Source organism: Pseudomonas sp. GW822-FHT05A08, assembly GCF_058800485.1.
The window spans coordinates 3,473,656-3,496,944 of record NZ_CM179511.1 but is presented as its reverse complement, the minus strand read 5'-3'; the positions used below and the strand labels follow the sequence as shown (position 1 = coordinate 3,496,944).

17 protein-coding genes are annotated in these 23,289 nt (G+C 65.0%); 10 read left to right on the top strand and 7 right to left on the bottom strand.

Annotated features, from left to right (window positions below):
• Positions 1-229: 229 nt before the first annotated feature.
• The 6 genes from AC3RCP_RS15720 to AC3RCP_RS15695 form a co-directional block, all read right to left on the bottom strand.
• The gene (locus AC3RCP_RS15720; protein WP_101337935.1) at positions 230-1,003 is read right to left on the bottom strand and encodes an enoyl-CoA hydratase; all 774 of its coding nucleotides are present in this window, start codon (positions 1,001-1,003) and stop codon (positions 230-232) included.
• A gap of 20 nt (positions 1,004-1,023) precedes the next feature.
• Positions 1,024-2,151 (bottom strand): acyl-CoA dehydrogenase, encoded by a 1,128-nt coding sequence (locus AC3RCP_RS15715; protein ID WP_007925734.1) that lies wholly within the window; start codon positions 2,149-2,151, stop codon positions 1,024-1,026.
• 9 nt (positions 2,152-2,160) lie between these two features.
• The gene (locus AC3RCP_RS15710) at positions 2,161-3,351 is read right to left on the bottom strand and encodes an acetyl-CoA C-acyltransferase (RefSeq protein WP_492570479.1); all 1,191 of its coding nucleotides are present in this window, start codon (positions 3,349-3,351) and stop codon (positions 2,161-2,163) included.
• 9 nt (positions 3,352-3,360) lie between these two features.
• The gene (locus tag AC3RCP_RS15705; RefSeq protein ID WP_101337933.1) at positions 3,361-4,122 is read right to left on the bottom strand and encodes an SDR family NAD(P)-dependent oxidoreductase; all 762 of its coding nucleotides are present in this window, start codon (positions 4,120-4,122) and stop codon (positions 3,361-3,363) included.
• Between the two features lie 18 nt (positions 4,123-4,140).
• Positions 4,141-5,805 carry an AMP-binding protein gene (locus tag AC3RCP_RS15700; RefSeq protein WP_492570356.1) on the bottom strand — a complete coding sequence of 555 codons (1,665 nt, stop codon included), beginning with the start codon at positions 5,803-5,805 and terminating at the stop codon, positions 4,141-4,143.
• 451 nt (positions 5,806-6,256) lie between these two features.
• Positions 6,257-7,273 (bottom strand): AraC family transcriptional regulator, encoded by a 1,017-nt coding sequence (locus AC3RCP_RS15695; RefSeq protein WP_101337930.1) that lies wholly within the window; start codon positions 7,271-7,273, stop codon positions 6,257-6,259.
• Positions 7,274-7,513: 240 nt separating this feature from the next.
• On the opposite strand from AC3RCP_RS15695, the gene AC3RCP_RS15690 reads away from it, so the two are divergent.
• The 9 genes from AC3RCP_RS15690 (at position 7,514) to AC3RCP_RS15650 (ending at position 19,436) form a co-directional block, all read left to right on the top strand.
• Positions 7,514-9,721, top strand: a complete 2,208-nt coding sequence (locus tag AC3RCP_RS15690; protein ID WP_101337929.1) for a TonB-dependent receptor — start codon at positions 7,514-7,516, stop codon at positions 9,719-9,721.
• Positions 9,722-10,059: 338 nt separating this feature from the next.
• Positions 10,060-11,370 carry an ABC transporter substrate-binding protein gene (locus AC3RCP_RS15685; protein ID WP_101337928.1) on the top strand — a complete coding sequence of 437 codons (1,311 nt, stop codon included), beginning with the start codon at positions 10,060-10,062 and terminating at the stop codon, positions 11,368-11,370.
• Between the two features lie 131 nt (positions 11,371-11,501).
• Positions 11,502-12,428 carry a carbohydrate ABC transporter permease gene (locus tag AC3RCP_RS15680; RefSeq protein WP_101337927.1) on the top strand — a complete coding sequence of 309 codons (927 nt, stop codon included), beginning with the start codon at positions 11,502-11,504 and terminating at the stop codon, positions 12,426-12,428.
• A gap of 10 nt (positions 12,429-12,438) precedes the next feature.
• Positions 12,439-13,269: a carbohydrate ABC transporter permease gene (locus AC3RCP_RS15675; RefSeq protein ID WP_009043804.1), complete on the top strand. Its 831-nt coding sequence runs from the start codon at positions 12,439-12,441 to the stop codon at positions 13,267-13,269.
• A 148-nt stretch (positions 13,270-13,417) separates the two neighbouring features.
• Positions 13,418-14,521 (top strand): ABC transporter ATP-binding protein, encoded by a 1,104-nt coding sequence (locus AC3RCP_RS15670; protein ID WP_492570355.1) that lies wholly within the window; start codon positions 13,418-13,420, stop codon positions 14,519-14,521.
• 14 nt (positions 14,522-14,535) lie between these two features.
• Positions 14,536-16,017, top strand: coding sequence for a mannitol dehydrogenase family protein (locus AC3RCP_RS15665; protein WP_492570354.1), 1,482 nt, complete (start codon positions 14,536-14,538; stop codon positions 16,015-16,017).
• A gap of 301 nt (positions 16,018-16,318) precedes the next feature.
• Complete coding sequence (gene xylB / locus AC3RCP_RS15660) at positions 16,319-17,827, top strand: xylulokinase (RefSeq protein ID WP_492570353.1); 1,509 nt, start codon at positions 16,319-16,321, stop codon at positions 17,825-17,827.
• A 2-nt stretch (positions 17,828-17,829) separates the two neighbouring features.
• Entirely contained in the window at positions 17,830-18,768 is a 939-nt protein-coding gene (locus AC3RCP_RS15655; RefSeq protein ID WP_101337923.1) for a carbohydrate kinase family protein, read from the top strand.
• Between the two features lie 50 nt (positions 18,769-18,818).
• Positions 18,819-19,436: a transglycosylase SLT domain-containing protein gene (locus AC3RCP_RS15650; RefSeq protein ID WP_087091019.1), complete on the top strand. Its 618-nt coding sequence runs from the start codon at positions 18,819-18,821 to the stop codon at positions 19,434-19,436.
• A 476-nt stretch (positions 19,437-19,912) separates the two neighbouring features.
• Here AC3RCP_RS15650 and AC3RCP_RS15645 read toward each other — a convergent pair whose 3' ends face one another.
• Complete coding sequence (locus AC3RCP_RS15645; RefSeq protein ID WP_101339430.1) at positions 19,913-21,223, bottom strand: OprD family porin; 1,311 nt, start codon at positions 21,221-21,223, stop codon at positions 19,913-19,915.
• Positions 21,224-21,996: 773 nt separating this feature from the next.
• Between AC3RCP_RS15645 and AC3RCP_RS15640 the strand changes: the two genes are divergently transcribed.
• Positions 21,997-23,025, top strand: coding sequence for an NAD-dependent epimerase/dehydratase family protein (locus AC3RCP_RS15640; RefSeq protein WP_492570352.1), 1,029 nt, complete (start codon positions 21,997-21,999; stop codon positions 23,023-23,025).
• The last annotated feature ends 264 nt before the right edge of the window (positions 23,026-23,289 follow it).

Below are 23,289 nucleotides of genomic sequence, written 5' to 3'. Positions count from 1 at the left end.
CGCCAACCGATGTAGCCGCTGGCGCAGCCTGCGATCGACCGGGACGGTCGCAAGGCGGGCAACGCGGTTCGGTAGATGAACCGCGTCAAGGCCGACAGCGAGTCCTTCGGCCTCGATCGCAGGCTGCGCCAGCGGCTACAGGCACACGCGCTACCCGCGATAGCTTCCGTCACCACACAAAAAAATCGCAGCCAAGGCTGCGATTTTTCATGGCGAGCGACAACCCGGACTATTTGTCCTTGAACTGCGCCTCGCGCTTGGCGATGAACGCCGCCATGCCTTCCTTCTGGTCCTCGGTGGCGAAGGCCGCATGGAACACCCGGCGCTCGAAACGCACGCCTTCCGAGAGGCTGACTTCGAAGGCGCGGTTCACGCTTTCCTTGATCATCATGCTCACCGGCAGCGATTTTCCGGCGATCAGCGCCGCGACTTTCAACGCCTCGTCCAACAGCTCATCGGCCGGCACGATGCGCGCGACGATGCCGCAACGCTCGGCTTCCACCGCATCGATGAAACGCCCGGTCAGGCACATTTCCATGGCCTTGGCCTTGCCCACGGCGCGGGTCAGGCGCTGGGTGCCGCCCATGCCCGGCAGCACGCCGAGGTTGATTTCCGGCTGGCCGAATTTGGCGTTGTCGCCGGCCAGGATAAAGTCGCACATCAACGCCAGTTCACAGCCACCGCCCAGGGCAAAACCGTTGACCGCGGCGATGATCGGCTTGCGCCGGTTGGCCACCCGGTCGCTGTCGCTGAACAGGTCGTCCATGTAGATCTGCGGGTAGGTCAGCTCGGCCATTTCCTTGATGTCGGCGCCGGCGGCGAAGGCCTTCTTCGAGCCGGTGAGGACGATGCAGCCGATCTGAGGATTGGCTTCCAGGCTGTCCAGGGCCTGGTTCACTTCGCTGACGATCTGCGCGTTGAGGGCGTTCAGCGCCTGCGGGCGATTGAGGGTGATCAGGCCGACGCGGTCCTTGATCTCCAACAGAATGGTTTCGTAACTCATGGATCAGCTCCTGCTAAAAGTCAGAGGTTGCGCGAAATGACCATGCGCTGAATGTCGCTGGTGCCTTCGTAGATCTGGCAGACCCGCACATCGCGGTAGATGCGCTCCAGCGGAAAGTCGTTCAAGTAGCCATAGCCGCCCAGGGTTTGCAAGGCGGCGGAACAGACCTTCTCGGCCATTTCCGAGGCGAACAGCTTGGCCATCGACGCCTCCACCAGCGCCGGCTTGCCGCTGTCGCGCAAGGCCGCGGCGTAGTGCACCATCTGCCGCGCCACGGCGATCTGGGTGGCCATGTCCGCCAGGCGGAAAGCCACCGCCTGATGCTCGATGATCGGCTTGCCGAAGCTCTGCCGCTCGCGGGCGTAGTCACGGGCGGCCTCGAAAGCCGCGCGGGCCATGCCCACCGATTGCGAGGCGATGCCCACGCGACCGCCTTCGAGGTTGGCCAGGGCGATCTTGTAGCCCTCGCCCTCCTCGCCCAGGCGGTTGGCCAGCGGCACCTTCACGTCCTCGAAGAGAATCTGGCAGGTGTCGGAGGCGTGCTGGCCGAGCTTGTCTTCCACCCGCGCGACGCTGTAGCCCGGCGAGTCGGTGGGCACGATAAAGGCGCTGATGCCGCGCTTGCCTGCCGCCGGGTCGGTCACCGCGAACACGATCACCACCCCGGCGTTCTGCCCGGAGGTGATGAACTGCTTGCAGCCGTTGAGCACGTAATGCTCGCCCTCCCGCCGCGCGCGGGTTTTCAGGCTGCTGGCGTCGGAGCCGGCCTGGGGTTCGGTCAGGGCGAAGGCGCCAAGCATGGCGCCGCTGGCCAGGGGCTTGAGGAAACGCTCCTTCTGCTCGTCGTTGCCGAACTTGAGGATCGGCACGCAGCCCACCGAGTTGTGCACGCTCATGATGGTCGAGCAGGCGCCGTCGCCGGCGGCGATCTCTTCCAGGGCCATGGCATAGGCCAGGTAACCGGTGTCGCAACCGCCCCACTGCTCCGGCACCAGCATGCCGAAGAAGCCCAGCCCGGCCATCTCGCCGATGGCCTCGCGGGGGAAGCGATGCTCGCGGTCCCATTCGGCAGCGAACGGCTTCAGGCGTTCCTGGGCGAACTGCCGGGCCGCGTCGCTGATCTGCTGTTGTTCGTCATTAGGCAGCATGCTGATTCCTTAATACAGGCATTCGACGGCCATGGCCGTGGCTTCGCCGCCGCCGATGCAGATGGCCGCGACGCCGCGCTTCAGGCCTTGCTGGCGCAGGGCCGAGAGCAGGGTCACCAGGATCCGCGCGCCGGACGCGCCGATCGGGTGGCCCAGGGCACAAGCGCCGCCGTGGACGTTGACCTTGTCGTGGGGAATTTCCAGCTTCTGCATGGTGACCAGGCTGACCACGGCAAAGGCTTCGTTGATTTCGAACAGCTCGACCTGATCCAACGACCAGCCGGTTTTCTTCATCAGCTTCTTGATCGCCCCGACCGGGGCCACCGGGAACAGCCCCGGGGTGTCGGCGAACGCCGCGTGAGCGTGGATCACCGCCAGCGGCTTGAGGCCACGTTTTTCCGCCTCGGAACGGCGCATCAGCACCAGGGCCGCGGCGCCGTCGGAGATCGAGCTGGAGTTGGCCGCGGTGACGGTGCCGCCGTCGCGGAACGCCGGTTTCAGCGTGGCGATCTTGTCCAGCCTGGCCTTGGGCGGCTGTTCGTCGTCGCTGATGGTCTGCTGTTCCTTGCCGACGGTGACCTGCAGCGGCACGATTTCCGCCTTGAAGCTGCCGTCCTTGATCGCCTGCTGGGCGCGGGTCAGCGAGGCCACGGCGAAGGCGTCCTGGTCTTCGCGGCTGAAGCCGTTATCCTGGGCGCAGTCTTCGGCGAAGGTGCCCATCAGCCGGCCCTTGTCGTAGGCGTCTTCGAGGCCGTCGAGGAACATATGGTCGAGCACCCGCCCGTGGCCCATGCGGTAGCCGCTGCGGGCACGGTCCAGCAGGTAAGGCGCGTTGGACATGCTTTCCATGCCGCCGGCGATCACCACCTCGGCGCTGCCGGCCAACAGCATGTCGTGGGCGGCGATGGTCGCGGCCATGCCGGAGCCGCACATCTTGTTCAGGGTGGTGCAGCGGGTGGCCTTGTCCAGCCCGGCGCCCAGCGCCGCCTGACGGGCCGGCGCCTGGCCGAGACCGGCCGGCAGCACACAGCCGAACAGCACTTCATCGACGCTGTCGCTGGCCACCCCGGCACGCTCGACGGCGGCACGGATAGCGGCGGCGCCGAGCTGCGGCGCGGTCAGGCTTTTCAGTTCGCCCTGGAAGCCGCCCATGGGGGTGCGGACGGCGCTGACGATAACGATCGGATCCTGGTTCATGATCAATCCTCTTTACTTGGCTGCCATGCGCAAGGCGCCGTCGAGACGGATCACCTCGCCATTGAGCATGCTGTTGCTAATGATATGCCCGACCAGCGCGGCGTACTCGTCCGGCTTGCCCAGGCGTGGCGGGAACGGCACGCCGGCGGCCAGGGACGCGCGGACTTCGTCGCTCATGCCGGCCATCATCGGGGTTTCGAAAATGCCCGGGGCGATGGTCATCACCCGGATGCCGAAGCGCGCCAGCTCGCGGGCGGCCGGCAGGGTCAGGCTGGCGATGGCGCCCTTGGAGGCGGCATAGGCGGCCTGGCCGATCTGTCCGTCGAAGGCCGCCGCCGAGGCGGTGTTGATGATCACCCCGCGCTCGCCGTCGGCGTTCGGTTCGCCTTCGGCAATGGCCGCCGCGGCCAGGCGCATCAGGTTGAAGCTGCCGATCAGGTTGACGTTGATCACCTGGCTGAAGCTGGCCAGGGCATGGGGGCCGTGCTTGCCGAGGATCTTCTCGCCGCGCACGACGCCGGCGCAGTTGACCAGCCCGTGCAAGCCGCCGAACGCCTTGAGCGTGGCCTGCACCGCCGCTTCGGCGGCCGCTTCGTCGGTGATATCGGCGACCGTGCTCTGGCAACCGAGCTGGCGCGCCTGGGCCGCGACAGCCTCGGCGTTGAGATCCACCAGCATCACCTGGGCGCCGGCCTTGACCAGCATCTGCGCGGTGGCCGCGCCGAGACCGGAAGCGCCGCCGCTGACGAGAAAAACCTTGTTTTCGATGTGCATCATGAGTTCCTGGGTAATTCAGGCCGAAGCCTTGTGCGCCGCGGCCTCTTGAGCCTTGGCGATTTCCTGGTTGCGCAGGATGAAGCGCTGCAACTTGCCGCTTGGGGTTTTCGGCAATTCGCTGACAAATTCGATTTCACGGGGGTACGCGTGCGCGGCCAGGCGCTTGCGCACATGCTGGCGCAGTTCTTCGGCCAGCTCCGGCGCGGCGCGGTACTGCGGGCTGAGCACGACGAAGGCCTTGACCAGCTCGGTGCGCTCCGGATCGGGCTTGCCGATCACCGCCGCCTCGACCACCGCCGGGTGCTCGATCAGCGCGCTCTCGACATCGAACGGACCGACCCGGTAACCGGAGGTGGTGATCACGTCGTCGCTGCGCCCGACGAAGCTGATGCTGCCGTCCGGGTTCAACTCCACGGTGTCGCCGCTGAGGTAGTAGTTGCCGACGAAGGCCTTGGTCACCACGCCGTGGTAGCCGTTGAACCAGCACATCGGCGACTGGCTGCGGTCGATGGCGAGGATCCCCGGCTGGCCGACCGACAGTTCCTGGTGCTGCTCGTCGAGCACCACGATGCGGTGGCCGGGCGAGGCGAAACCGGCCGCGCCGACATGCACCGGGTGCTCCAGGCCATGGTGGTTGCACAGGACCATGCCCAGCTCGGTCTGGCCGTAATGGTCGTGGATCACCACGCCAAGGTTGTCGGCGAACCAGCGGATCACCTCCGGGTTCAACGGCTCGCCGGCGCTGCTGACGATGCGCAGCTTGCCCTTGATCGAGCGGGCGAACTCGTCGCCGCCGGCGATCAGCAGGCGATACGCGGTCGGTGAACCGGTGAGGTTGCTGATCCCGTACTTGTTGATCACCCGGCAAGTGCTTTCCAGGGTGAAGGGCCCATCGTAGAAGGTGATCGGGTGGCCCAGGCCCAGCGGGCCGGTGACGCCGAAATAGATGCCGTAGGCCCAGCCCGGGTCGGCGACGTTCCAGAATGCGTCTTCGGGGCGCAGGTCGACGGCGTCGCGGGTGTAGCTCTGGAACGCGACGATGGCCTTGAGCGGTACGTACAGGGCTTTGGAGGGGCCGGTGGTGCCGGAGGTGAACATCAGCAGGAACGGGTCTTCGCCGGTCAGCAGCACGGGTTCGCACTGCGCCGGGTAATGGGCCAGTTCGGCCCAGAAACTGAAGTCGCCGCGGACGATGCCCTGGCCCTTGGCGCCCGCGACCGTGACGATGGTCGGGCAGTCGGCCACCTCATTGAGCTTTGGCCGGTTGACCGCGTCGGTCACCACCACTTTGGCCCCGGAGCTGTTCAGGCGGTGTTCGATGGCCTTGGGGCCGAAGGCGGTGAACAGCGGCTGGTAGACCGCGCCGATGCGCCAGGTGGCGAGTACCGCGATCAACAGTTCGACGTTGCGCGGCAGCAGGCCGGCGACCTTGTCGCCCTGGCCCACGCCCTGGGCCAGCAGGAAGTTGGCGAAACGCGCGGCCTGGTCCTGCAACTCGCTGAAGGTGTAGGTCGCGCTGCTGCCGTCGCGGCCCTCCCAGAACAGCGCGATGCGCCCCGGCAAGGCGTGCCGGTCACAGCATTCGACGCAGGCATTGAGGGCCGACAAGGAGCCCTGCAGGGCCGCGTCGACGGTGTGCTGATAATTGAAGTGTGCCGTGGCAGACAGGTAATCGCGCATTGCCAGAATCCCTCGCTGTTCTTATTAGGATGGGAACCAATGGGAACCACAAAGACATCGGGCAAATACTGGCGCCACGGCCCGGGCGGGACAATGGTCAAAGCTTTCAAGTTGCGTGACTGGTTTGGCCAAGAACCCCATGGCGATCAAGCCCCTGTAGCCGCTGCCGAGCCTGCGAGGCTGCGACCGACCGCGCAGCGGTCGCAAGCCGGGCGGCGCGTTCGGCCTGACGCACGGCAAGCTCAGGTTTTGCGGCAACTGCGTTGCCGATCGCAGCCTCGCGCTGCTCGACAGCGGCTACCCAGGTTCCCCGTAGCCGCTGCCGCAGGCTGCGATCGAGGCCGCAGGACTCGCTATCAGCCTTGACGCGGTGCATCAGAGACACCGCGCTGCACGCCTTTGCGACCGTTCCGGTTGATCGCAGGCTGCGCCAGCGGCTGCAGGGAGGCGCTCAGGTCGGCTCGTTGAGGATCAGGCTACGGTAATGCCCGGGGTTGGAGCCGGACCATTTGCGAAAGGCCTTGTAGAACGAGCTGGCGTCGGCGAAGCCCAGGCGGCTGGCGATTTCCGTGAAGCTGATCTGCGGCTCGGCCAGCCAGGCGATCGCCAGTTCCTTGCGCACCCCGTCCTTGAGGCCCTGGTAGGTCTGCCCTTCTTCCGCCAAACGGCGGCGCAGGGTCGAGGCCGACATGCACAGGCTGTGGGCCAGGCTCTCGGTTTCGGGCCACTGGGCCGCGGGCAGCTGGCGCAGGTCGTGCTTGATGCGGCTGGCCAGGCTCTCTGGGTCGCGGTATTTGACCAGGATGTTGGCCGGCGCCTGGGCCAGGAAGCGCTTGAGCTCTTCGTCACTGCGCTTGATCGGCAAATCCAGGCAGTCGGCGGCAATGATCATCCGCGTGCGCGGCCGGTCGAACCGCAGGTTCTGCGAGAACATCACCTGGTAGTCGTCGCAGAAATCCGGTTCCGCGCAGCGCAGCTCGATGGCCAGGATCGGGATGCGTCGCCCGGCCAGCCAGCAAGCCACGCCGTGGACGATCATCCAGTAGGTGAAATAGGTGAAGGCGCGGCGCGGCGCCTGCTCATCCTCCAGCAGGACGATCTCCGCCAGGCTCTGCTGGCGCACCAGTTGGGCCGGCAGCCGTTCGAGCATCAGCGACAGGAACGCCAGCCCGGATTCCAGGCCCGCGGCCAGATTCTGCCGGGCCATGGCGGTGCGACAGAGAAACTCCAGGCTGCCGGATTTGAGCTTGCGCGGGTCCATGCCGAAAAACTCGTCGTCCGTGCGCCGGGCCAGCAGGCGCCACAGCCGGGCATAGGCCAGCGCGGGCACGCGGGCGGCGCTGACGTCCAGCCGGGCCGGATCGATACCCGCCTTGAGCAGCACTTCATCGCTGGCGGCACCCGGGGCGCAGCTTTGCAGCAGCGCTTCGCGCACCAGTTGCATGGAGATGGTGTCTTTTTCCGACATCGCGCTGAACGGCTTCCTGCATAAAGAAATGGCCGGTCATCTTAGGCAGTGACCACTAAAAAGCCAGCGGGCTTTTATCTTAAGTGCAGCATACGTCCGATACCCAGTGGTGACTTTTACTGGGTTCCACCGAGAAATGTCCTAAATTTCGCGGGATAGCCGCAAGTAGCCCCCTCGCAGCCGTTCTTAGCAATAAATCTCAAATAGGATTCACTCTCACCAAAAAAGAGAGCGTTTCTTATGCAAACGAAAGCCCCATCTGCCTTGCCACAACATCGCCTGCTGGCCTCTACCCTGGGCCTTGCCCTGGCCTCCTGCGCCGGCGCGGCCGAAGCCGGCGAACGGCAGAAATCCCTGCAACTGGACAACATCAAGGTCGAGGCCGAGCAACCCGGTTCCCGCACCGAACGCTCGGCCTCCGCCAAGTACGTGGCGCCGCTGCTGGACACCCCGCAGACCATCACCGTGGTGCCACCCAAGCTGATCCAGGAACAGCAGGCGCTGAGCCTGCGCCAGGTGCTGTCGAACGTGTCCGGCATCACCTTCAATGCCGGCGAAGGCGGTGGCGGCTCGGGGGACAGCATCAACATCCGCGGCTTCTCGGCCAACAGCAACATGCAGATCGACGGCCTGCGCGACAGCGCGCAGACCAACCGTTCCGACACCTTCAACGTCGAGCAGGTGGAGGTCATCAAGGGCCCCAACTCGGTGTTCGGCGGCGCCGGCACCACCGGCGGCAGCATCAACGTGGTCAGCAAACAGCCCAAGAACCAGGCCTTCACCCGCCTCGGCGGCAGCCTCGGCAGCGACAATTACTACCGCCTGACGCTGGACAGCAACCAGCCGCTGGAAGGTGTCGGCCAGGACAGCGCGGTGCGGATCAACCTGATGGGCCATCAGAACGATGTGCCCGGCCGCGAGAAAATCGACCGCGAGCGCTGGGGCATCGCGCCCTCGTTGCGCCTGGGCTTCAGCGACGCCACTCGGCTGACCCTCAGCGCCTTCCACCAGAGCGACGACAACCTGCCGGACTATGGCGTGCCGGCGCTGGACGGCAAGAAGCTGGCCGGGGTCAAGCGCGATGCCTATTTCGGCTGGAAGAACCTCGACAAGGAAGAGATCGAACAGAACGCCTTCACCGCCGACTTCGAGCATGACTTCAACGACCACCTGCGCCTGCAGAACCTCACGCGCTACAGCCGCACCGCGCGCGACACCGTCGTCTCGGCGTCCCATGTCAACACCAGTGGCCTGCCGGCGGGCCGCTACCGCCCGGCCGGGCCCCAGGCCTACGGGCGCGACGCCACCACCGAGATGTGGATCAACCAGAGCAACCTGATCGGCGACTTCGAATTCGCCGGCATGCGCCACGACCTGGTGGCGGGCCTGGAACTGTCGCGGGAAACCCTCGACCTGAAGACCTACAACCATGGCCTGAGCACGGCCCTGTATCCGCGCAACGGCTACGCCCTTGGCAGCCCGCCCGGGCGCTGGAACGGCCCGGTCAACAAGGCTACCAGCGGCTATACCGAAACCACCCTCAAGGGCCAGGCGTACTACCTGTTCGATAACATCGCCCTGAGCGAGCGCTGGGACCTCAACCTCGGCCTGCGCTACGACAAGATCAAGGGCGATGTCGACAAATACTCGGCCAGCCATGTGAAGAGCGACAGCCTGGCCTCGGACACGAACAAGGCCAGCGCGCGCACCGGGCTGGTGTTCAAGCCGACCGAGAACGGGCGCATCTATGCCGCCTGGGGCAATTCCTTCAACCCTTCCGCCGAGAACCTGGCCTCCACCGGCGGCGGCTTGAGCAAGGGCAACCAGGACCTGGCGCCGGAGAAGAACGAGACCTGGGAACTGGGCACCAAGTGGGAGCTGCTGGACAAGCGCCTGGAGCTGGACGCCGCACTGTTTCGCGTAGAGAAGAGCAACGCCCGGGAAACCATGGCCGACGGTTCGACCCAACTGGCCGGCAAGCAGCGGGTGCAAGGTGTGGAAGTCGGCGTCACCGGGCATGTCAGCGAGCAGTGGGATGTGTTCGCCAACTACACCTTCCTCGACAGTGAGATCCTCAACGCGGCGAACACCGCCTCGGGCATCGCGCGCAAGGGCCAGGCCCTGGGCAACACGCCGCCGCGCTCGCTCAACCTGTGGACCACCTATGAACTGCCGGCCGGCTGGACCCTGGGTTACGGCACTCGTTATGTCAGCGAGCGCAACGTCAGCTCCAGCACCCGCGCCAAGCTGGATGCCTACTGGGTGCACAACGCCATGCTCGGCTACAAGGTCAACCACAACCTCGACCTGCAGCTGAACGTCAACAACCTGTTCGACAAGGACTATGTGGAGCGGGTGCGCCAGCAGAGCGGCTCGACGACACGCTCCTCGGCCATCGAATACGGCGACGCGCGCGCGGCGATCATGTCGGCCACCTATAGCTTCTGACCCCTCCCCTCAGTGCGAAGCCCCGGTCGACCGGGGCTTCGCCACTGTCATCGGCACCTTCTCGCCGTTCTCCGGTCCAGGCCGCCACGGTAAAAAAACCAATACGCAATCTCCCCTGCTTTACCCGGCCCGAACGGGCGAATCCTTGGCCCATGGCGGCTTGCGCCGAGCGGAGGATTTCATCGCAGTGCAAAAAAGTATCGATTCGAGTGTCAGGGATGATTTGTCAGCGCGGTCGTTGAGGGCTGTAATCAGCCCACATTCTTCCCAGCATCCGGAAGACACAACAACAATAACCGTCCTTCTGCCGCCCACCGGGCCCGGAAGAGGAGTGCACGATGAAACCCTGCATCAAAGCCCTGCTCGTCACCACTTGCATGACCTTAAGCGGCGTCAGCCTCGGCGCCCAGACCGTGACCATCGCCACCGTCAACAACAGCGACATGATCCGCATGCAGAAACTCTCGAAAGCCTTCGAGAGCGAGCACCCGGACATCAAGCTGAACTGGGTGGTGCTCGAAGAGAACGTGCTGCGCCAGCGCCTGACCACCGACATCGCCACCCAGGGCGGGCAATTCGACGTGCTGACCATCGGCATGTACGAAGCCGCACTCTGGGGCGCCAAGGGCTGGCTGCAACCGATGCAGGACCTGCCCGCCGCCTATGACCTGCTGGACATCTTCCCCTCGGTCCGCGAAGGCCTGTCGGCCAAGGGCACGCTGTACGCCCTGCCGTTCTACGCCGAAAGCTCGATGACCTACTACCGCACCGACCTGTTCAAGGACGCCGGCCTGGTCATGCCCGAACACCCGACCTGGGAACAGATCGGCGAGTTCGCCGGAAAACTCAACAAACCCGAGCAGGAACAGTACGGCATCTGCCTGCGCGGCAAGGCCGGCTGGGGCGAGAACATGGCCCTGATCACCACCCTGGCCAACGGTTTCGGCGCGCGCTGGTTCAATGAGCAGTGGCAGCCGGAATTCACCGGGCCGGAATGGAAAAACGCCCTGGCCTTCTACGTCGACACCATGAAAAAGGCCGGCCCGCCCGGCGCCTCCAGCAACGGTTTCAACGAGAACCTGGCGCTGTTCAACAGCGGCAAGTGCGCGATCTGGGTCGACGCCAGCGTCGCCGGCTCCTTCGTCACCGACAAGGCGCAGAGCAAGGTCAGCGAACACGTCGGCTTTACCTACGCGCCGCAGCAGGTGACTGACAAGGGCAGCGCCTGGATGTACTCCTGGGCGCTGGCGATCCCCACCAGTTCCAAGGCCAAGGACGCCGCGCAAACCTTCGCCACCTGGGCCACGTCCAAGGAATACGGGGCCCTGGTCGCCGAGAAAGACGGCATCGCCAACGTACCGCCGGGTACCCGTGCCTCCACCTACAGCGAGGCCTATATGCAAGCCGCGCCGTTCGCCAGGGTGACCCTGGAATCGCTGAAAGTCGCCGACCCGACCAGGCCGACCCTCAAGCCGGTGCCCTACATCGGTATCCAGCTGGTGACCATCCCCGAGTTCCAGGCCATCGGCACCCAGGTCGGCAAGCTGTTCTCCGCCGCGCTGATCGGCCAGACCACGGTCGACCAGGCCCTGGCCGCCGCGCAGCAGACCACCGAGCGCGAAATGAAACGCGCCGGCTACCCCAAGTAATCCCCGTCCTCTGTAGGAGCGAGGCTTGCCCGCGATAGCCGCACCGCGGTCTGTCCGATAAGCGCGTCATCGTTCGTCGCGGGCAAGCCTCGCTCCTGCACAGAAAACACACCTGAACGGTTGTGATCGCCATGAATACCTCGACTGCCAACGCTCATCTGCAAATACCCCGGGCCGCGCGCAAGCGCCGCCTGCTCAACCCCGGCTGGTTCCTGGTCAGCCCCTCGGTGGCGCTGTTGCTGCTGTGGATGATCGTGCCGCTGGGCATGACCCTGTACTTCTCGCTGATCCGCTACAACCTGCTGTACCCCGGCGAGAACCAGTTCGTCGGCCTGGAGAACTTCAGCTACTTCCTCACCGACTCGGGCTTCCTGCCCGGGGCCGCCAACACCCTGTTGCTGGTCGGCAGCGTACTGCTGATCAGCGTGGTGTTCGGGGTACTGATCAGCGCCCTGCTGGAGGCCAGCGAGTTCCTCGGCCGCGGCATTGTCCGGGTGCTGCTGATCTCGCCGTTCTTCATCATGCCCACGGTGGGCGCGCTGATCTGGAAGAACCTGATCTTCCACCCGGTGTCGGGGATTCTCGCCGCCGTGTGGAAGCTGTTCGGCGCCCAGCCGGTGGACTGGCTGGCCCACTACCCGCTGCTGTCGATCATCATCATTGTCTCGTGGCAGTGGCTGCCGTTCGCGATCCTGATCCTGATGACCGCCATGCAGTCGCTGGACCAGGAACAGAAGGAAGCCGCGCGCCTGGATGGCGCCGGGGCCATCGCGATCTTCTGGCACCTGACCCTGCCGCACCTGGCGCGGCCGATCGCGGTGGTGGTGATGATCGAGACCATCTTCCTGCTCTCGGTGTTCGCCGAAATCTTCACCACCACCAACGGTGGCCCGGGCTACGCCTCGACCAACCTCGCCTACCTGATCTACAACCAGGCGCTGGTGCAGTTCGACGTGGGCATGGCCTCGGCCGGCGGCCTGATCGCCGTGGTCATCGCCAATATCGCCGCGATCATCCTGGTACGGATGCTCGGCAAAAACCTGACTGACAAGCCCTGAGGTGCGCGCCATGACCCTGCAACAATCCCGCCGCCTGCAAAGCCTGCTGCTCGGCACCCTGGCCTGGGCCATCGCGATCCTGATCTTCTTCCCGATCTTCTGGATGCTGCTGACCAGCTTCAAGAGCGAAATCGACGCCTTTGCCACGCCGCCGCAGTTCATCTTCACGCCGACGCTGGAGAACTACCTGCACATCAACGAGCGCAGCAACTACTTCGCCTTCGCCTGGAACTCGGTGGTGATCTCCTTCAGCGCCACCGCCCTGTGCCTGCTGATCGCGGTACCGGCGGCCTACTCCATGGCCTTCTACGAAACCCGCAACACCAAGCGCACCCTGCTGTGGATGCTGTCGACCAAGATGCTGCCGCCGGTGGGCGTGCTGATGCCGATCTACCTGCTGGCCAAGAGCTTTGGCCTGCTGGACACGCGCATCGCGCTGATCGCGATCTACACCCTGATCAACCTGCCGATCGTGGTCTGGATGATTTACACCTACTTCAAGGACATCCCCCGGGACATCCTCGAGGCCGCGCGGCTGGACGGCGCGACCCTGGGCCAGGAAATGCTCCGGGTGCTGCTGCCGATCGCCAAGGGCGGGCTGGCCTCCACCGTGTTGCTGTCGCTGATCCTGTGCTGGAACGAGGCGTTCTGGTCGCTGAACCTGACCTCGTCCAACGCCGCGCCGCTGACCGCGCTGATCGCCTCCTATTCCAGCCCCGAAGGGCTGTTCTGGGCCAAGCTCTCGGCGGTCTCGACCCTGGCCTGCGCGCCGATCCTGATCTTCGGCTGGATCAGCCAGAAACAACTGGTGCGCGGCCTGTCCTTCGGCGCCGTGAAATAACCAGACGACTCACTACCTGTAGCCGCTGCCGAAGGCTGCGATCGAGCCGCAGGCTCGCCAGCGATCGCACAGACGCCGAGGCCCCTTCGGTGCCTGTCGCAGCCTGCGGCAGCGGCTACACCGACATTCAGAAACATGGAGGCCCGTCATGGCCAACCTGAAAATCAACAATCTGCAAAAAGGCTTCGAAGGTTTTTCCATCATCAAAGGCATCGACCTGGAGGTGCGCGACAAGGAGTTCGTGGTCTTCGTCGGCCCCTCGGGCTGCGGCAAGTCCACCCTGCTGCGGCTGATCGCCGGGCTGGAGGAAGTCAGCGGCGGCACCATCGAACTCGATGGCCGCGACATCACCGAGGTCAGCCCGGCCAAGCGCGACCTGGCCATGGTGTTCCAGACCTACGCCCTGTACCCGCACATGAGCGTGCGCAAGAACATGTCCTTCGCCCTGGACCTGGCCGGCGTGCCGAGAGCCGAGGTGCAACAGAAGGTCGACGAAGCGGCGCGCATCCTCGAGCTGGGGCCGATGCTCGAGCGCAAGCCCAAGCAGCTGTCCGGCGGCCAGCGCCAACGCGTGGCCATCGGCCGGGCCATCGTGCGCAACCCGAAGATCTTCCTGTTCGACGAGCCGCTGTCCAACCTCGACGCGGCGCTGCGGGTGCAGATGCGCCTGGAGCTGGCGCGCCTGCATAAAGAGCTGCAGGCGACCATGATCTACGTGACCCACGACCAGGTCGAAGCCATGACCCTGGCCGACAAGGTGGTGGTGCTCAACGGCGGGCGCGTGGAACAGGTGGGCTCGCCGCTGGAGCTGTACCACAGCCCGGCCAACCTGTTTGTCGCCGGCTTCCTCGGCACGCCGAAGATGGGCTTTCTCAAGGGCCGGCTGAGCCGGGTCGATGGCCAAGGCTGCGAGGTGCTGCTGGAGGCCGGCACCCGCATCCAGCTGCCGCAGAGCGGCGCCCACTTGAGCCTCGGCAGCCCGGTGACCCTGGGTATTCGTCCCGAGCACCTGGAGCTGGCCCGGCCCGGCGACTGCACCCTGCAGGTCACCGCCGACGTCAGCGAACGCCTGGGCAGCGACACCTTCTGCCACGTCGTCACCGCTTCCGGCGAGGCCCTGACGATGCGCATCCGCGGCGACCTGGCCAGCGCCTATGGCCAGCAGTTGAGCCTGAACCTGGACGCCGAGCACTGCCACCTCTTCGATGCCGACGGCGTGGCCGTGGCCAGGCCGCTGCGCGCCGCCGCCTGAACGAGAACCGAACGATGAAACTGAACCGACACAACCTCCACCACCTGGCCCCTGAAGTCCGCCTGCCCGCCTACGACCTGGCCGAGACCCGGCAAGGCATGGTGCATATCGGCGTGGGTGGTTTCCACCGGGCGCACCAGGCCTATTACACCGATGCCCTGATGAACACCGGCGAAGGCCTGGACTGGAGCATCTGCGGAATCGGCCTGCGCGCCGAGGACCGCCGGGCCCGCGACGACCTGGCCGGCCAGGATTACCTGTTCACCCTGTTCGAGCTGGGCGACAGCGATGCCGCCGAAGTGCGGGTGATCGGCGCCATTAGCGACATGCTGCTGGCCGAAGACGGCGCCCAGGCGCTGATCGACAAACTGGCCGACCCGCAGATCCGCATCGTCTCGCTGACCATCACCGAGGGTGGCTACTGCATCGACGACAGCAGCGGCGAGTTCATGGCCCACCTGCCGCAGATCCGGCACGACCTGGCCCACCCGCAGCAGCCGCAGACCGTGTTCGGTTTTCTCTGCGCGGCCCTGGCCCAGCGCCGGGCGGCCGGGGTCCCGGCCTTTACCCTGATGTCCTGCGATAACCTGCCGCACAACGGCGCGGTGACCCGCAAGGCGCTGCTGGCCTTCGCCGGGCAGCGCGACGCCGACCTGCGCGACTGGATCGCCACCCACGTCAGCTTCCCCAATGCCATGGTCGACCGCATCACGCCGATGACCAGCACCGCCCACCGCCTGCAGTTGCACGACCTGCACGGCATCGACGACGCCTGGCCGGTGGTCTGCGAGCCCTTTGCGCAATGGGTGCTGGAAGACAAGTTCGTCAGCGGCCGGCCGGCCTGGGAAAAGGTCGGCGTGCAATTCACCGACGACGTCACACCCTATGAGGAGATGAAGATCAAGCTGCTCAACGGCAGCCACCTGGCCCTGACCTACCTGGGGTTCCTCAAGGGCTATCGCTTTGTCCACGAGACCATGGCCGACCCACTGTTCGTGGCGTACATGCGCGCCTACATGGACCTGGACGTGACCCCGCAACTGGCGCCGGTGCCGGGCATCGACCTGAGTGCCTACAAAGACACCCTGGTGGCGCGTTTCTCCAACCGGGCGATTGCCGACCAATTGGAGCGGGTCTGCTCCGACGGCTCGTCGAAGCTGCCCAAGTTCAGCGTGCCGACCCTCAACCGCCTGATCGCCGACGGCCGCGATACCGAGCGCGCCGCCCTGGTGGTCGCCGCCTGGGCCCGGTACCTCAAGGGCGTGGACGAAAACGGCGACACCTACCGCATTCCCGACCCGCGCGCCGCGTTCTGCCAGGCGCTGGTGGCGGACGACGCACTGATCAGCCAGCGATTGCTGGCGGTCGAGGAGATCTTCGGCAGCGCCATCCCCAACTCGCCGGCCTTTGTCGAAGCCTTCGAACGCTGCTACAGCAGCCTGCGCGACAACGGCGTGACCCGCACCCTGGAGCGGGTGTTGGCCCGGGACCGCTGATGCTTGCCTGTCGCGGGTGCGTTTCCCCAGGCAGATCGCGGACTCAGGTTTTGCGATTGCTACGTCGGAATGCCGCCCAAACCGGTCGCAGCCTCGCGAGCTCGGCAGCGGCTACACCGCCGTCGCACCTGTAGCCGCTGCCGAAGGCTGCGATCGGCGGCGTAGCCGACGCAAATCCTGCCAACGCGTTTCTCCAGGCAAATCGCGGACGCAGGTTTTGCGGTTGCGCTGCAACCGGTCGCAGCCTCGCAGGCTCGGCAGCGGCTACAGTGGGTTTGATTAATTTTGTGCAGGTTCATCCATGACGACGCAACAGCTTTTCCTCGGCATCGACTGCGGCACCCAGGGCACCAAGGCCATCGTCCTCGACGCCGCCAGCGGTGCAGTACTGGGCCTGGGCGCGGCGCCCCACAGCCTGATCAGCGGCGCCAACGGCCGCCGCGAACAGGACGTCGAGCAATGGCGCGAGGCGTTCACCCTGGCCACCCGCCGTGCGTTATTGGCGGCGGGGGTCAGCGGCCTGGACATTCTCGGCATCGGCGTCTCCGGCCAGCAGCACGGCCTGGTCCTGCTCGACGAGCAGGGCCAGGTGCTGCGCCCGGCCAAGCTCTGGTGCGACACCGAATCCACCCCGCAGAACCAGCGCCTGCTGGATTACCTGGGCGGCGAACAGGGCTCCCTGGAACGCCTCGGCGTGGCGATTGCCCCCGGCTACACCGTGTCGAAACTGCTGTGGACCCGGGAACAGCATCCGCAGATTTTCCAGCGCATCGCCCATGTGCTGCTGCCCCACGACTACCTGAATTACTGGCTGACCGGCCGCTGCTGCAGCGAATACGGCGATGCCTCGGGCACCGGCTATTTCAACGTGCGCAGCCGCCAGTGGGACCTGGAGCTGCTCCGGCACATCGACCCCGACGGCCGCCTGGAAGCCGCCTTGCCGGAACTGCTCGAAGCCGACCAGCCAGTGGGCACGCTGCTGCCGGAGCTCGCCCGGCACCTGGGCCTCAACCCGCGGGCGCTGGTGTCCAGCGGTGGCGGCGACAACATGCTCGGGGCCATCGGCACCGGCAATATCCAGCCCGGGGCGATCACCATGAGCCTGGGTTCCTCCGGCACCCTGTACGCCTATGCCGAGCAACCCCGGGTCAGCGCGGACGCCGCGGTGGCGACCTTCTGCTCCTCCAGCGGCGGCTGGCTGCCGCTGATCTGCACCATGAACCTGACCAATGCCACCGGCGCGGTGCGCGAACTGTTCGACCTGGATATCGACGCCTTCAACCAGCTGGTGGCGCAGGCGCCGATCGGTGCCGAGGGCGTGTGCATGCTGCCGTTCCTCAACGGCGAGCGGGTCCCCGCCCTGCCCCATGCCAGCGGCAGCCTGCTGGGTCTGACCGCCGACAACCTGACCCGGGCCAACCTGTGCCGCGCGGTGGTCGAGGGCACCACCTTCGGCCTGCGCTACGGCCTGGACCTGCTACGCCAAAACGGCCTGCAAAGCCAGGGCATCCGCCTGATCGGCGGCGGTTCGAAAAGCCCGCTGTGGCGGCAGATGGTCGCCGATATCATGCACACCCCGGTGGTCTGCACGGAGCAGAGCGAGGCCGCGGCCCTGGGCGCGGCGATCCAGGCGGCCTGGTGCTATTCCCGCAGCAGCGGCCAGCCGCAGAGCCTGGCGCAATTGTGCCAGCGCTGCGTGAGGCTCGATGCAAGCAGCGAAACCTTGCCGATAGCGGCCAATGTCGCGGCCTACCAGCAAGCCTATGAACGTTACCAACAGCATGTGGCAACCCTTTTGAAGAGCGAATGACTATGTATCTGGTCTGTGGTGAAGCACTGTTCGATTTTTTCAGCGAAGACGATGCCAGCGGTCGGGCATCGCGGGTCAACTTCCAGGCCATCGCCGGCGGTTCGCCCTTTAACGTCGCGGTCGGTCTGCGCCGCCTGGGCGTGGACGCGGCGCTGTTCGCCGGGCTGTCCACCGACTACCTCGGCCGGCGCCTGTTGCAGGTGCTGCGCGACGAAGGCGTGGCCGAGGACTACCTGCTGCACGTCGAGGCGCCGACCACCCTGGCGATGGTCGCGGTGGGCGCCGACGGCTCGCCGCAATACAGCTTCCGTGGCGAAGGCTGTGCCGACCGCCAGTTGCAGCTCAGCGACCTGCCGCCGCTCGACAGCCGGGTGCGCGGCCTGCACATCGGTTCGTTTTCCCTGGTGGTGCAGCCGATCGGCGACACCCTGCTGGCACTGGTGCGTCGCGAGCGCGGCCAGCGCCTGATCAGCCTCGACCCCAACGTGCGCCTCAACCCGGCCCCGGACATCCAGCTGTGGCGCCAACGCATCGACACCCTGGTCCGGCTGGCCGACCTGATCAAGGTCAGCGACGAGGACTTGCACCTGCTTTACCCCGACCAGGACCCGCAGCACGTGATCGAAGGCTGGCTGCAGCATCACTGCCAGCTGGTGTTCCTGACCCGCGGCGCAGAGGGCGCGACGGTGTTCAGCCGGGTGCATGGCCGCTGGTCGGCGCCGGCCATGCCGATTAAGATGGCCGACACCGTGGGCGCCGGCGACACCTTCCAGGCCGCCTTGATTGCCTGGCTGACCGAACGGCAGCTGGATTCGTTGGAGGGTGTGGCGGGCTTGAGCCGGGACCAGATCGATCAGATGCTCAGGTTCGCCATCCGCGCCGCGGCGCTGACCTGTGGCAAGACCGGACCGGACCTGCCCTATCGCCATCAACTGAACTGATCGCAGGAACGCCACGCGGCGCTCCCACCGACCCGAATAGAGCCTTGCCTTTGACCCGCTTTGCCTGTGCCGCCGTAGTCTTCCCCCTCATCCTGACCGGCTGCGCGACCTCGCCGCCGGCCAACCCCAACGACATCTGCGAGATCTTTCGCGAGAAAAGCGACTGGTACAAAGCCGCCAAGGCCACCGAAGAGAAATGGGGGGTGCCGATCCAGGTGCCGCTGTCGATCATCTACCAGGAATCGAGCTTCAAGCAGGATGCCTTGCCGCCACGCAAATACCTGCTTTGGGTGATTCCCTGGGGCCGGGTGAGCACGGCGGCCGGCTACCCGCAGGCCAAGGACGAAGTCTGGGGCGACTACCAGCGCAAGGGCGACAACTACTGGGCCAGCCGCACCAACTTCGCCGACGCCACCGACTTTATCGGCTGGTACATGGACCAGACCACACGAGTCAACGGCGTGACCAAGCAGGACGCCTACCGCCAGTACCTGAACTATCACGAAGGCTGGGGCGGCTACCGCCGGCAGACCTATACGGCCAAGCCCTGGCTGCAAACCGTGGCGATGAAGGTGCAAAGCCGTTCCAGCCTGTACGGCCAGCAATACGCCAGCTGCCGGGAAGAGTTGAACCGCGGCTTCTGGAGCCGCTTCTGGCATTGGCTGTAACGGCCCGAACGGCGCTTGCGCACATCTCCCCGGCCTGCGTACGCCCTGTAGCCGCTGCCGAACTCCGCGAGGCTGCGACCGACTGCAAGGCAGCCGCAAAAGCCAGCAACGCGATCTATCTGAAGTGGCCGCGTGCAGATCGCGACTACTGCGTAGTCGATCGCAGCCTCGCAGGCTCGGCAGCGGCTACACAGACACCGCAAACCCTGTAGCCGCTGGCGCAGCCTGCGATCGGGCGCGCAGCGGCCGCAAAGCCTGCCAATGCGTTTATCCAGACAGATCGCGGATTCAGAATTAGCGGTCGCTACGTCGAAATGCCACCCAAACCAATCGCAGCCTCGCAGGCTCGGCAGCGGCTACACAGACACCGCAAACCCTGTAGCCGCTGGCGCAGCCTGCGATCGGCTGCGAAGCAGTCGCAAACCAGCCAATGCGTTCATCCAGACAGATCGCGAATTCAGCTTCCGGCAGCGCCGTCAGAGAATCGAGAAGTTGTAGCTGACGATCAGCCGCGTCTCGTCCACGTCCCGCGCGTACTTTTCGTAGTTGCTGCGGTAGGTGGCGTTACGCAGGCGCAGGCTGACGTCCTTGAAGGTGCCGCTCTGCACCACGTACTTGAGTTCGCTGTCGCGTTCCCACTCGCGGCCTTCCTGGTCGCTGCCCGGGACCTTGATATGGTCGCCGCTGACATAGCGGGTCAGGAAGCTCAGGCCGTTGATGCCGATGGCCTTGAAGTCATAGTCGTAGCGCAACTGCCAGGAACGCTCCTGGGCGGCGGCGAAGTCGTTGACCTGCACATAGTTGACCAGGTACGGGTTGCTGCCATCGAGGTACGGCATCGAATTGTCGCCGTTCATGCGCTGCCAGCCGGCGCTGAAGGTGTGGCCGTCGATGGCGTAGCCGAGCATGCCGCTCAGGGCGCGGTTATCGATGGAACCGGCGCGCTCGGCGCCGCTGTCGGCGCTCTTGAGCAGGCGCAGGTCAGCCTTGAGCACGCCCTGGCCCAGCGGCTGGTTGGCCAGCAGGCCGATGAAGTGCTGGCGGTAGATGTCTTCCAGCTCGGCGTAGTGATACTGACCGGTCAGGCGGTCGTTGAACCTGTAGTCGATGCCGTACATGTCGAAATGGTCGGCGGTGATGTTGCAGGCATACCGCTTGTTCTTGCAGTGCACACGGATGTCCTGGGCGTCCGTGGAGTCCCGGGCGGTGTACTTGTCCAGCCGCGCGGCCGTGAACGTCAGGTCCTTGATCTCTTTGGACGTGAGCATGGCGCCGTTGAACATGGTCGGCAGCAGGCGCCCGTCGTTGTACTTGAGCAGCGGCAGGTCCGGCAGCAGCGCGCCGTACTTGAGCACGCTCTGCGACACGCGCACCTTGGCGGTCAGGCCGAGCTTGGCGTACTGGTCCTTGGAACCCCGCGGGTCCTGGCCGCTGGACGGCAGCAGGCCGCTGTTGCTGCGGTCGGGGCTGGAGTCGAGCTTGAAACCGAGCATGCCCAGCGCGTCGATACCAAAGCCGACGGTGCCTTCGGTGTAGCCCGATTGCAGGTTGAGAATGAACCCTTGCGCCGACTCTTCGCGCTTGGAGGCACCCTGATCGTTGCCGGTATGGCCGTCGCGGAAGTCACGGTTGAAGTAGATGGTGCGCGACTCGAGCTTGGCGCTGCTGTCTTCGAAGAAACCCGCGGCCTCGGCCCGGGCGGTAAAACCCGCGCACAGGCACAGGGCGCCGAGGCCCACCGTTGGATAACGCAGCGGTCGGAATGAGTGCAGCAAAGGGAAAGGCATGAAAAGCTCCAGCAGTGCATCGGTAAAGCAGATGAAAGAAAGGCAATAGCAATCCATCTGGCGAATCATTTATGGCCAGGTGAATTGATCAAATCAATGTTGATCGCAAATGATGGCAGATGGCTTTGACGGGCTACACCCGACTTTAGTCTGAAGCGGCTACAGTCTTTGGCTCTGAACACCCTCCTTCAACGCGCTGCCCTCGCCTGGAATAAAGCGATCATTTCCAACACTCTTGCCTTTCTCCAGGCTCTTGGCCAAGGCGCTATTCATTGGGCGCTTCGAGAGATTTTGGATCCAAGGAAGCCTGCGCCCAGGATAAAAATGAGTTTTTTCGTTAAAAACCTCTACCGCTCGTCGGATTAATTTGCCCTGCCGGGTTTGTTACCCAGGAATTGCCCCAAGGCTTTCATGAACCTTTCATTCATATTATCTAATTGATTTTAAACAGTATTATTTCTTAAATAGGGTTATACAAAACGCCTTCGTCATTTATATAACACGGCAAAACGCCAATTAACCGTCTCCATGCTGTGGTAGTGTCAAAAAAAGAACGCGTAAAGGACTTGCACCTATTCAGTTCTTTAAAAAGTGAGCCATGAAACTCACGCATTACCCATCACGGATGAGGTTCCTCCCTTGGATGTCAGCGTTTTTGGTACCGGCCATGTCGGCCTGGTACAAGCAGTCGCCCTCGCCATCGCGCGGGACATCGCTCGCCTGTGTCCCCCGGGCAGTCGCTTGCCCTGGCGCGTACCGGGGGCGCTCTGCGCATGAATATCCTGATCACCGGGGCCGCCGGCTTCATCGGCGCCCATACCGCACTGCGTTTGCTCAAGGATGGGCATCAGGTCACCGGGCTGGATAATTTCAACGACTACTACGACCCGCAACTCAAGCACGACCGGGTGCGCTGGGTGGAGCAGCAGGTGGGACAGTTCCCGCTGTACCGCCTCGACCTCGGCGATACCGAAGCCCTCGACCGGCTGTTCGCCCAGGTTCGCCCGCAGGTGGTGATCAATCTGGCGGCCCAGACCGGGGGACGTTATTCCCTGGAAAACCCCAAGGCTTACCTGCACAACAACCTCGGCGGCTTTCTCAACCTGCTGGAAATGTGCCGGCGCTATCCGCCCGAACACCTGATTTACGCGTCGTCCAGTTCGGTGTACGGCGCCAACCATCAACTGCCGCACAAGGCCAGCGACACCGTGGACCATCCTCTGTCGCTGTACGCCGCGAGCAAAAGGGCCAATGAGCTGATGGCCCATAGCTACAGCCATCTGTTCGACATGCCGGCCACCGGCCTGCGCTTCTTTACCGTATATGGCCCCTGGGGACGCCCGGACATGTCACCGGTGCTGTTCGCCCGGGCCATCTGCGAAGGCCGTCCGCTGAAGCTGTTCAACTACGGTATGCACCAGCGCGACTTCACCTATATCGACGACCTGGTCGAATCCCTGGTTCGCCTGCTGGGCAAGCCACCGGTGCGCAACCCCTTGTGGAACCGCGAACACCCCGACCCCGCCACCAGCATGGCGCCTTGGCGTCTGTTCAATATCGGCGGGCAACGTTCGGTGGAGCTCAAGGACTACGTCGCCACCCTGGAGCAACTGCTCGGGCGCAAGGCACAGGTCGAGTACCTGCCGTTGCAGCCCGGCACCGTGCTGAACAGCTGCGCCGATGCCAGCGCCCTGGAGAACGTCACCGGCTTCGGCCCTCAGGTCCCCCTGGCCGAGGGCCTGGGACGCTTTGTCGATTGGTTCCAGAGCTACTACCGGCCGCCGTTGCCCCCGCGTTCCTGACGCGACAACGACCTGCCCCGGCGACAGCCTGTGTCGCCCTTGCGGGCCAACTGGCCGACGGCAATTGCGGCGCTGGCTCGCTGCTCGAAAGCCCGTCGCCGGCCCGCGTCGCCACGGGAATCCCTGAGCGGCCATCGGCGTATCCCCTACAGCCAACTCCGCTGATGCCCGTAGGGCGTTAGCCGGATGGGTTGTCAGGCATAAGTAATGGTTATCGCGGACATTTCTGAATGTTCCGGCGGGCGGAAAGCCGCGGCGGCCTCG

Bases quoted from the DNA above. Each gene is read 5' to 3' on its own strand.
- AC3RCP_RS15720 (WP_101337935.1), bottom strand. From the start codon at position 1,003: ATGAGTTACGAAACCATTCTGTTGGAGATCAAGGACCGCGTCGGCCTG.
- AC3RCP_RS15715 (WP_007925734.1), bottom strand. From the start codon at position 2,151: ATGCTGCCTAATGACGAACAACAGCAGATCAGCGACGCGGCCCGGCAG.
- AC3RCP_RS15705 (WP_101337933.1), bottom strand. From the start codon at position 4,122: ATGCACATCGAAAACAAGGTTTTTCTCGTCAGCGGCGGCGCTTCCGGT.
- AC3RCP_RS15700 (WP_492570356.1), bottom strand. From the start codon at position 5,805: ATGCGCGATTACCTGTCTGCCACGGCACACTTCAATTATCAGCACACC.
- AC3RCP_RS15695 (WP_101337930.1), bottom strand. From the start codon at position 7,273: ATGTCGGAAAAAGACACCATCTCCATGCAACTGGTGCGCGAAGCGCTG.
- AC3RCP_RS15690 (WP_101337929.1), top strand. From the start codon at position 7,514: ATGCAAACGAAAGCCCCATCTGCCTTGCCACAACATCGCCTGCTGGCC.
- AC3RCP_RS15685 (WP_101337928.1), top strand. From the start codon at position 10,060: ATGAAACCCTGCATCAAAGCCCTGCTCGTCACCACTTGCATGACCTTA.
- AC3RCP_RS15680 (WP_101337927.1), top strand. From the start codon at position 11,502: ATGAATACCTCGACTGCCAACGCTCATCTGCAAATACCCCGGGCCGCG.
- AC3RCP_RS15675 (WP_009043804.1), top strand. From the start codon at position 12,439: ATGACCCTGCAACAATCCCGCCGCCTGCAAAGCCTGCTGCTCGGCACC.
- AC3RCP_RS15670 (WP_492570355.1), top strand. From the start codon at position 13,418: ATGGCCAACCTGAAAATCAACAATCTGCAAAAAGGCTTCGAAGGTTTT.
- AC3RCP_RS15665 (WP_492570354.1), top strand. From the start codon at position 14,536: ATGAAACTGAACCGACACAACCTCCACCACCTGGCCCCTGAAGTCCGC.
- xylB (WP_492570353.1), top strand. From the start codon at position 16,319: ATGACGACGCAACAGCTTTTCCTCGGCATCGACTGCGGCACCCAGGGC.
- AC3RCP_RS15655 (WP_101337923.1), top strand. From the start codon at position 17,830: ATGTATCTGGTCTGTGGTGAAGCACTGTTCGATTTTTTCAGCGAAGAC.
- AC3RCP_RS15645 (WP_101339430.1), bottom strand. From the start codon at position 21,223: ATGCCTTTCCCTTTGCTGCACTCATTCCGACCGCTGCGTTATCCAACG.
- AC3RCP_RS15640 (WP_492570352.1), top strand. From the start codon at position 21,997: ATGAATATCCTGATCACCGGGGCCGCCGGCTTCATCGGCGCCCATACC.